Raw genomic sequence first — 9,089 nt, forward strand, 5'->3', positions numbered from 1 at the left:
AAGGTGCAGTAAATTTTACCTTATTAGAAAATGATGAGTTAAGTATTTTTTGGTCAAGATAAGGTCGCCCTTTCTTATAAGCTGTTATAGCATAGTAGTAGGTTTTACCTGATTTTATATCAGTATCTTCATATGTTTCTATACCTCCTGAACCTTCTTTATCACTTGTTTTTATTGTATCTATTAAAGTGTAATTATTCTTATTCTCCTTTCGCTTATATATCTTGAAACCATCTTCATCATCACTTGCGTCTGTCCAAGAAAGAAGAGGTTTGCCTTCCGTAGTAGTGGTTATTACAAGATCTTCAGGAGCTGTAGGAGCCGATGGCTTATCTTCCTGCCATGTTGCCCACAGCATAATATCACCTACATTTACATTGTCTTCATCTATCTTTGTGTTTATGTTAAAACTATCTTCATCATTGGGATTTAAAACATTATCTCTTGGAATTCCATTGATATCTTCTGTACTTCCTACATAGTCTGATTCAAAAGAGATTATGTCACCGCTACTGTTTTTTACAAGAGCATATACTTTTACATCCCAGAGCGGTATAGATGCATTATTGATGATTCTTCCTTTTATTTTTCTATTTCTCACTTTAACTTTTTTGGGCTTTATTTTTAGATTGCCTGTTCCCCTCAGTTTTAGAGTTTTTCTCTTTTTTGAGAATGTTTCTGTAAGAGATGAAGTGGCGCTTTGAGAGATTTTTGGAAATACTGCCACAAAATAACCCTTCTTGCCTTTTTTGATTACATTTTCTTTGATGGAATTATCCAAAGAAGGTATCCTTCTCGGTTCTAAGCCGATTACATCGACAATCTTTGAAGTTATTTCTCCTCCATTTTCATCGAATAGAGAAATCTTTACGCTTACACCTGATAACCATTTGTTTTTTTTATTTTTGACTTCACCATATACATAGTATTTACTTCCTCTTCTGATAACATTGACATCTCCTTTTTCAATCCGTGTATTCTTGTCTTTCTTCTTTTTACATCCAGAAGTATTGCCTCCAGTAAGCCCGACAGCGCCTAACAAAGGAAGAATCAATATGAACAACAATATGATTTTTATAGTTTTTTTCATTTTCCTTTCAGATTAATTTATTTAACTAAAAAGGAAACCTCATCATCCTTTTGCCGGATTTTCCTGAAGAGAAGCTTTTAAGCATCTTTTTCATTTGTGCAAACTGCTTCAAGAGCCTATTGACATCCTGCAGGGATGTCCCGCTTCCTTTAGCGATTCTCTTTCTGCGGCTTCCGTTTATTATCGAATGGTTCAATCTTTCCTTCTTTGTCATCGAATTTATTATTGCTTCAATTTTTTTTAGTTCTTTGTCGCTTACCTGTAGATTCCCCATTTTTTTGAAATTTCCTATTCCGGGAATCATATTGATTATTTCCTCCAAAGGTCCCATATTCTTTATTTGAATTAACTGCTCTCTGAAATCATCCAGCGTGAAGCTTTCCTCCCTTATCTTTTTTTCAAGCTCAGCCGCTTTTTCAGCATCGATGGCATCCTGCGCTTTTTCTATGAGCGTTAATACATCCCCCATTCCGAGAATTCTCGATGCAACTCTATCAGGGTAGAAGGGCTCGATTGCATCTACCTTTTCACCTGTGGCTATAAATTTTATTGGTTTTCCTGTTATAGCCCTCATCGATAATGCCGCACCGCCTCTTGCATCGCCATCCATTTTTGTCAGTATAATTCCAGTAATGCCTATCTGTAAGTCAAATTCTTTGGCAACATTTACAGCATCTTGTCCTGTCATACTGTCGCCAACAAGGATTTTTTCCGAAATAGGGACGCTTTCTGCAATCTCTTTGAGCTCATCCATTAAGGCGGTATCAATATGTAATCTGCCAGCAGTATCGATAATCAGTATATCGTAATTATTTTCAATGGAATATTCATATGCTCTGCGTGCTATATCTTTCGGTTTTTCTGAAGTTGAGGATGGATGGACATAAAGGCCATTCTTTTCAGCCAAAGTTTTCAACTGCTCTATTGCGGCAGGCCTGTAAATGTCTGCTGAGACAAGACAGGGATTATGTCCATTCTTTTTTAAAAGAGAAGCAAGTTTGACAGCTGTTGTCGTTTTTCCGCACCCCTGCAATCCTAAAAGCATAATTACTGAAATGCCTTTGCTTTTCTCAAGACTCAATTTTTCGTTTTTTTCTCCAAGAAGCCCGATAAGCTCCTCATTAACAACTTTTATTACTTGCTGTCCCGGAGTCAGAGATTTAAGGATTTCTTGACCGGTTGCTTTTTCCTCTACTTTTTTTATGAAATCCTTGACAACCCGGAAATTTACATCTGCTTCTAAAAGAGCCATTTTTACTTCTTTTAAGCCTGCCTTTACATCAGCTTCGGAAAGCTTTCCTCTTTTTCTCAGCTTTGCAAAGGCTTCTTCAAGTTTTTTCGACAGGTTTTCAAACATAAGAAATATTTCCTCAAAAATCAGTCTTCAGGCGCCTGTGGAATTGGCTTATTGGAGACAGGAATTTCATTTCTTTTATTTCTATAATCATTTTCGCTATCAATTTCAACTTCATCATTTTTTAGACTTTCATCAGAGAGTTTTTCTTCATTCATATCTTTATTTGCCTTTTTCTCAGCTTCAAGTCTTTCTTTCTTCAATATGGGGGATTCTTCATCTAAAAGTGGAATCTCTTTTTTCTCCTTCTTCCAGAATTTATAATTGCCGTCGATAATTGTTCTGTAGATTATGTCTTTACTTTTTTCATTTTCTTCTTGAGCTTTTTTTGCCACATCTTTTTTCTTTGCTGTAAGTTTTGCCAATTGTGCAGGGGTATCAACAATTGTAGGTTTTAGGAAAATCAGCAAATTGGTTTTTTCTTTGGTGTTTGTCCTTTTAGAAAAAAACCATCCCAAAAGAGGAATATCTCCAAGACATGGAACTTTATCGATACCGGGAGTGTTTGTTTCTCTTATCAATCCGCCAATGACAATAGTTTCCTGGTCTCTTGCAACGGCAGTTGTTTTTGCTTCTCTTTTATTTGTTTCAACTCCTTGTTCTGATGCGCCTGAGCCGGGAATAACATTCTCCACTGTTTGTTCAATTTCCATTCTTACAAAACCTTCTTTATTGATGTGAGGAGTTATTGTAAGCTGTAGAGCAACATCCCTGAACTCAAATGTATTCACTGTATTTGCAGTGTCAGCCACAATAGTTGAACTTTTGATGAATCTTCTATTTTCCCCGACGAGAATTTTTGCCTCTTCATTGTCCATTGTAATAATCTGTGGCTGAGCTATTACATTGATTCCTGATTGAGATGCAAAGGCAGTAGCCAGTGCTCCTATATTCAAAACTTCTGTCCCATCGGCAAGTTTGATGGTACCCTTTGTTATTGCCACAGTACCTCCCGGGGAAAGACCGGGAATACCAGCACCGCCTGTTGCTGACGAGGCAATTAATTGCGCAAGGGAACCACTGATATTACTTAAACCGATCGCCCTTATATTGTTGTTTTCTATTGTTTCAAGTTTTTGCAGAAAATTGAGGTCAACTCCCAACTGCACTAGTTTTGATTGGCTCACTTCTATCAATAGCGCTTCTATGAACACTTGCGGCTTCATTATATCAAGCTTTGCAATAATTTTCTTAAGTAACTGATAATCTTCAGGTGAAGCAGAAATTATGAGAGAATTAGTCGATTTATCAGCTGAAATTATTACATCATTTCCAAATAGAGGAGCAGTCGGCTGAACGCCGCCGGGCCTTCCCACAGGCGGCTTTCCTATTGAAGGCCTGTTTTTTATAATTCCCATCAACGCATTCTTTACATCTTCCGCTACAGCATTATTCAGATAATAGACATTTACTTTGCTGGATCCTTTTTCAATAGGGGCATCGAGTTTCTTTATAAGGTCTTCGATCTGTGTCGTTATTTCTAAAGTAGCAACAATGACAAGCGCATTAAGACGCTCATCAGGTATAATTTTTACTCCCTTTAAGCTTCCTCCGGCGCTTTGAGGTGGTTTTGGCGTTTTTGTCCCTCCTGCTGAGAATGATAAACTTCCCTGTAAAATTTCCCTTAATTCGGCGGCTAAAGTTTTTGCTGAGGCGTTTTCAAGGGGGATGACTGATATGATAGGCCTTTCCTCAAGGCCTGCTACATCTATTGCATCAATGATTTTAAGCAGTCTTTTTATATTTTCTTCCGTATCAGTAATAATTAGGGTATTTGTTGGTGCATATACAGATATATTGCCTGTACGAGGGCTTATCAATTGCCCAAGAGCGCTTCTTATCTGATTTGCTTCAGCATATTTGAGATGTGTTACATATGTTACCAATTTTGAAGTATCTGAAAGTTTTCCTTCTTCATCTTTGAAGAGCGTTTCAATAGCCTTTTGCCTTGCTGATTGGGCTTTTACTATCCTGATTGCCTCCTTGCTTTCAACGATATTATAGCCACGATAATCAAGGACGGAGAGGAAGATATTCCATGCCTCCTCCTTTGACAGTTTTTTGGGTGCTATGATTGTAATCTTGTCTCTGAAAGTTTCATCGTAGATTACATTTTTCCCCATAAGTTCGGAGAACATTTTTATCAGGTCTTTGATTTCTCCCTTGAAATCGAGAGTTATATAATCTTCTTCTTTTGTAATGTTTGATGAAGAGGGATACGAGGAGTATCTTTTCGAGTTCTTTGAAGATTTAGATTTTTGGGGAGAATTATGAGCTTTTGTGTTTTTGGAACGAACTGTTTTTTTCTTAGCTGACTTTACTCTGGTAGCTGTTATGGGTTTGTCTGCATTTTTGATATTTTTAATTTTTAATTTCTGTATCGGTTTTTTCCCGGGGCTGTCATTTTGGGCTTCAGCCGTAATGGAGAAAAGAAATAAAAAAGATAAAACAAAAATAAAATAATATATAACTCCGCTTTTTTCTTTTATTTTCTTCAACATTGATACCCTTCTTTTTAGAGTTTAATCAGTTAACCGATAATTTATGACCATATGCTCGTTTCTGCGCCTTATCATAACAGAAATTTTCTCTTCATTCATCAAATCTTTGTAAAGGTCATATGCCTTTTCAGGAATTTCAATTTTTCTTCCGTTGACTTCTTCTATCACATCGCCATTCATAATCCCAAGTTTTGCAAATACACTTTCAGGTTTTATTTGTGATATTAGGAATCCGGAATTTCTTCCATCAACATAGAAAGGAGTCATTTTTACTTGTGTCATCAATTCGGATATATTTTCCAACTGAATATCTGACCTTCTAATTGTTTTATCTATTTCTTTGGCGGAGAAGAGGTTTATCCCTTTAATTTCTTGTGTTGACTTTGCCTCTTTTGCTTCTTTTATTTTAGGGGGTGCCGTATCGAGGACAATTTTTTCCGCTTTGCCGTTGTTGTTGAAGATGACAGCACGTCTGAGAATTTTGTCAATCTTTCCAGCCGGTGTTTGCTCTTTGAGATGATAGACGGCTACCTCCGATTTATTTTTTATAAGTGCTATCTTTTCACCTTTTTCGCTCGTTGATGTACCAAGAAGGACTAATCCCGAATTGGAGAGAGGAATTGAATCAAGATTGTTGATATCTACTTTTAAAGTTTCTTCGGTTTTTATTACATCCGGAGTTTTTTTGCTTGTATTAAATATATCATTGTTGATGATATTGCTGTATTTCGTTGAGGAAGTGTTGGAGGATTCTGTATTATTTCCCTTATTTTTAGATTTTCCCTTATTTTGGATTCCGAAGGAAGATGCAGTTTCCAACTTTACAACCGTCACTGCAATATCTGCAAATTGATAAGCCAATATAGCTATTAGAAGCAGATAAACAATCCAAAAATTCTTTTCGAGCTCTCTGAGTATTTCCATTCTTACATTATAAAATAAACTTTAATCTCGTAATAATATTTTTTTTCGCCTTCCAATGTCAAGATAAAAAAGTCCCCATTTGCAGTGGAACATATTGATTTTTCGTAATATTTTATTCAAGTTTGTCTTTGTCGGAAGGGTTGTATGGCTTGGATAGATATTTTTGTGCATAATCCTTGATATAGACATTTTCTTCGTTAGTTTCATTGATAGAAAGCACTTTTCGATAATAAACCTTTGCCAATTCTCTTTTTCCCATCACATCATAAATCATACCGATTCGCATATATGACCATTGGTCAACCCAATCTTCTTTTTCCAGTTTTTCCTTTGATGCAATTGCAAGGTTGTAGTGAAGAAGAGCAAGATTATATTTTTCCGTTTTAAAGTAGATTTCACCCCGCAGATATTCAGTGCGTCCTTTCCATATATTTGTAAAATTTTTTATTCCTTTCTTGATATTGTTTTCAATCTTCATTGCCGCTAATAATCCTTCTTTTTCTTTTTTCAATTTTGAATAGGCGATACCTTCCATATAAATGAATCTTGGATTGTAGGGATATTTGTTTTCAAGGTATTTTATGTGTTTCAGGGCTTTCTCAGGAGAATATTCGAAATAGATATATATGCTTGAAAGCACCAGTCGCGCTTCAGCCGCTCCATAGACGCCCTTTTCTGCACAAAGTTCAAGCTGTTCTATTCCTTTTTCCCTGTCGCCGCTAACAGCAAGTAGAAATGCAAGCACCTTGATGACTCCCGGCAGTCGTGAGACAAAGTAGTTATACATCCCCAGCCCTAAATATGCCTCGTAATTATTAGGATTGATTTTTACTGCTTCTCGAAGCATTTTCGTTCCCTTTCGTGCATTTAGATAGGCGCTTATCCACTTATGCTTTATAAGAGAAACTCTTGCTTTGAATCCATATGCGCCGCCTAAATAGAAATATGCCTTTGATTTATCTTTCGCGCTCTTCAATTCCTTTTCAGCTTTTTCGATTGTTTTATCAAGCCATTGGTCAAGCTCATCAACTTTACTTAAATTATAATTGAAGAAAAGCTGTCCCCAGTAAATCATAGCAGTATAGAAATATGGTGCCGGGTCATCAGGATTCTTTCTTCTTGCTTTTTCCATATGCTTGTGGGCGATATCAAAATCCAGATTATAGATTGCATCGATTCCGGCTTTGATATCTCTGTCAATGAAGCTGTTATCAGCGCACTTTGCGGAAAGGGGCATTAGAAATAATAGTGAGACAAATAGGTAAAATATGCAGATTTTTTGCTTAAAGAATTTTGATAGAGGGAAAATTTCTCTTTTGTTAATCATTTTACTGAATTTCTATTTTCCCCTTGAAAATTTTGACTTTTTTAAAACTGCCTGAATTGGTTTCAATAGCAAAATTTGTGCCTAAGATTGAAATGGTAATATTAAAAATGCCGGATAGATGAGGTTCAGAAATGTTTGTATTAAAAGATTTATTTATATGGTTTATAATGTTGTCCTTAAATAATTCTGTGTTGAATATGAGGGTACCTGCACCGTCAGTAAGAAGAGGTCCTGATGAATCGTTGGCAATCCAACTATGGGATTCTTTAATGCCTTTTTCCCGAAGTGAAGGGGATTTGATTCTATAAAAAACACTTCTTTCAATTCCTTCATCAAGTGGGACGATTATTTTTGGCTTGCCATTTTTCTTTATGCGAAGCTTTACATTATATATTTTTCCTTTAAGTCGGTTTTTATCCTTTTCAAGGAGAAAGGAGAAGATAATTTTAAGTCGCTTTTTCTTTTTCGTAAGAGGAGTCAGCGACATTTCTATGGAAGGCAGGTCAGTTGAATCAAATACCTTTCCGGACTGCGGCTTTACGCCTTTTGCTTTCATTTTTTTGATTTTTTTGGCATTGATTATAGCTGTATCTGTTATTGTGCCTGCCTCGAAGATGATTTTTTTGTCTTTCAAAGAGAAATAAGATTTTCCTCCTATGGCAAAGGAGGGAAAAAATATATACAAGACAAGAATGGATAAGAATATTTTTATGGAATTTTTCTTCATACATTTAAATCATTAGCACGCCATTTTGAAGAAATCAAACAATAATATTTTCTCTGATTGAAGTTCTAAACACTTACTGCATCGATTGATAAAATTGTGAATTATTTTTTTTAAAGTTGACACTTTTTATGCATAACATTATAAAATTAATAATTGATGGACTTGAAACTGTAACTTTTATTGTAGAAGGAGGTGTTAAATTATGAGAAAGTTTTTTGTTCTAATGCTTGTTTTATCTGTTACAGTAGTGTTTTTTTCAGCATGTGTGCAGTTGAATGCCGATGTGCCTGAAATTAAAACAGCAGAAGATGTGCTTAGCAAGGCTTGGGAAGCCGGGGCTGATGTAAAAGCTGCATATGAATACAACAGTGCAAAAGCATATCTTGAAGCGGCAAAGCATGAAAAGGAAGAAAACGATTATGATGCAGCTCGCAAGTTTGCGGCAAAGGCAGTTGAGCAGGCAAATAAGGCACTTGAAAAATCGAAGTAATTACTTGTTATGATATTTTGTATTTGGAGGATTAAATTATGATAGACAGATTATTATCAAGGCTATGGATTATTGCTTTAGTAGTGTCTGTAGCATTTATTTTTGCCGGTTGTGCCGCTCAGCTTACAGGACAGCTTGATGCGGACAAAGCAAAGCTTTCTGAATTGGCAAAGTTGAGAAAAGATTACTGCCCTGAAGGGGAGAGCCTCTTTGCACAAGCAGAAGCGCTTTTAGAGAATGCTACGCACGAAATCGTAGAAGAAGGAAATCACAAAGCAAAGTCTGCAGAGATGCTTGCAAAAGCAGAAAAATTGATGGCAGATGCTGAAAAGGCATACAATGAATGTAAACCTCCTAAACGCTACCACGCGCCTGTTGGAGCTATTTCATTGCCGGCAAAAGCTTATGCAGGTGATGAGGTTACCATAGATGGGAGCGGTTCTACAGATGCCGACAACGACCCTCTTACATATGAATGGGATCTTGGCGATGGCACAACAGCAAAGGGGAAAGTTGTAAAGCATACATATGAGAAAGAAGGCACATACAATGTAACTTTGAAGGTTTCAGATATCCTTTATGATGGCAAACCTGTAGCAAAAAGCATTACAATCGAGAAGAGACTTCCGGAAGTAATAGTCCTGAACGAGATTAATTATCACGATGTCAATTTTGC

General features: G+C 36.3%; 8 protein-coding genes. 2 read left to right on the forward strand and 6 right to left on the reverse strand.

Going from position 1 to position 9,089, the window contains the following annotated elements; translation table 11 throughout:
* The 6 genes from D6734_06225 to D6734_06250 form a co-directional block, all read right to left on the reverse strand.
* Window positions 1-1,090 (reverse strand): fibronectin type III domain-containing protein (locus tag D6734_06225; GenBank protein RMF95122.1); only part of this gene is annotated, 1,090 nt, incomplete at its 3' end.
* A gap of 25 nt (window positions 1,091-1,115) precedes the next feature.
* Window positions 1,116-2,447, reverse strand: a complete 1,332-nt coding sequence (locus tag D6734_06230; GenBank protein ID RMF95123.1) for a signal recognition particle protein — start codon at window positions 2,445-2,447, stop codon at window positions 1,116-1,118.
* Window positions 2,448-2,467: 20 nt separating this feature from the next.
* Window positions 2,468-4,945, reverse strand: coding sequence for a type II secretion system protein GspD (gene gspD, locus D6734_06235; protein ID RMF95124.1), 2,478 nt, complete (start codon window positions 4,943-4,945; stop codon window positions 2,468-2,470).
* 21 nt (window positions 4,946-4,966) lie between these two features.
* Window positions 4,967-5,869: a hypothetical protein gene (locus tag D6734_06240; GenBank protein RMF95125.1), complete on the reverse strand. Its 903-nt coding sequence runs from the start codon at window positions 5,867-5,869 to the stop codon at window positions 4,967-4,969.
* A 112-nt stretch (window positions 5,870-5,981) separates the two neighbouring features.
* Entirely contained in the window at window positions 5,982-7,196 is a 1,215-nt protein-coding gene (locus tag D6734_06245; GenBank protein RMF95126.1) for a tetratricopeptide repeat protein, read from the reverse strand.
* Between the two features lies 1 nt (window position 7,197).
* A complete protein-coding gene (locus D6734_06250; protein RMF95127.1) occupies window positions 7,198-7,923 on the reverse strand; it encodes a hypothetical protein in 726 nt (241 codons plus the stop codon).
* 202 nt (window positions 7,924-8,125) lie between these two features.
* Between D6734_06250 and D6734_06255 the strand changes: the two genes are divergently transcribed.
* Window positions 8,126-8,413: a DUF4398 domain-containing protein gene (locus D6734_06255; GenBank protein RMF95128.1), complete on the forward strand. Its 288-nt coding sequence runs from the start codon at window positions 8,126-8,128 to the stop codon at window positions 8,411-8,413.
* A 38-nt stretch (window positions 8,414-8,451) separates the two neighbouring features.
* Window positions 8,452-9,089 (forward strand): PKD domain-containing protein (locus D6734_06260; protein RMF95129.1); only part of this gene is annotated, 638 nt, incomplete at its 3' end.

The sequence above is a fragment of the Candidatus Schekmanbacteria bacterium genome (assembly GCA_003695725.1).
Classification (GTDB): Bacteria; Schekmanbacteria; GWA2-38-11; order GWA2-38-11; family J061; genus J061.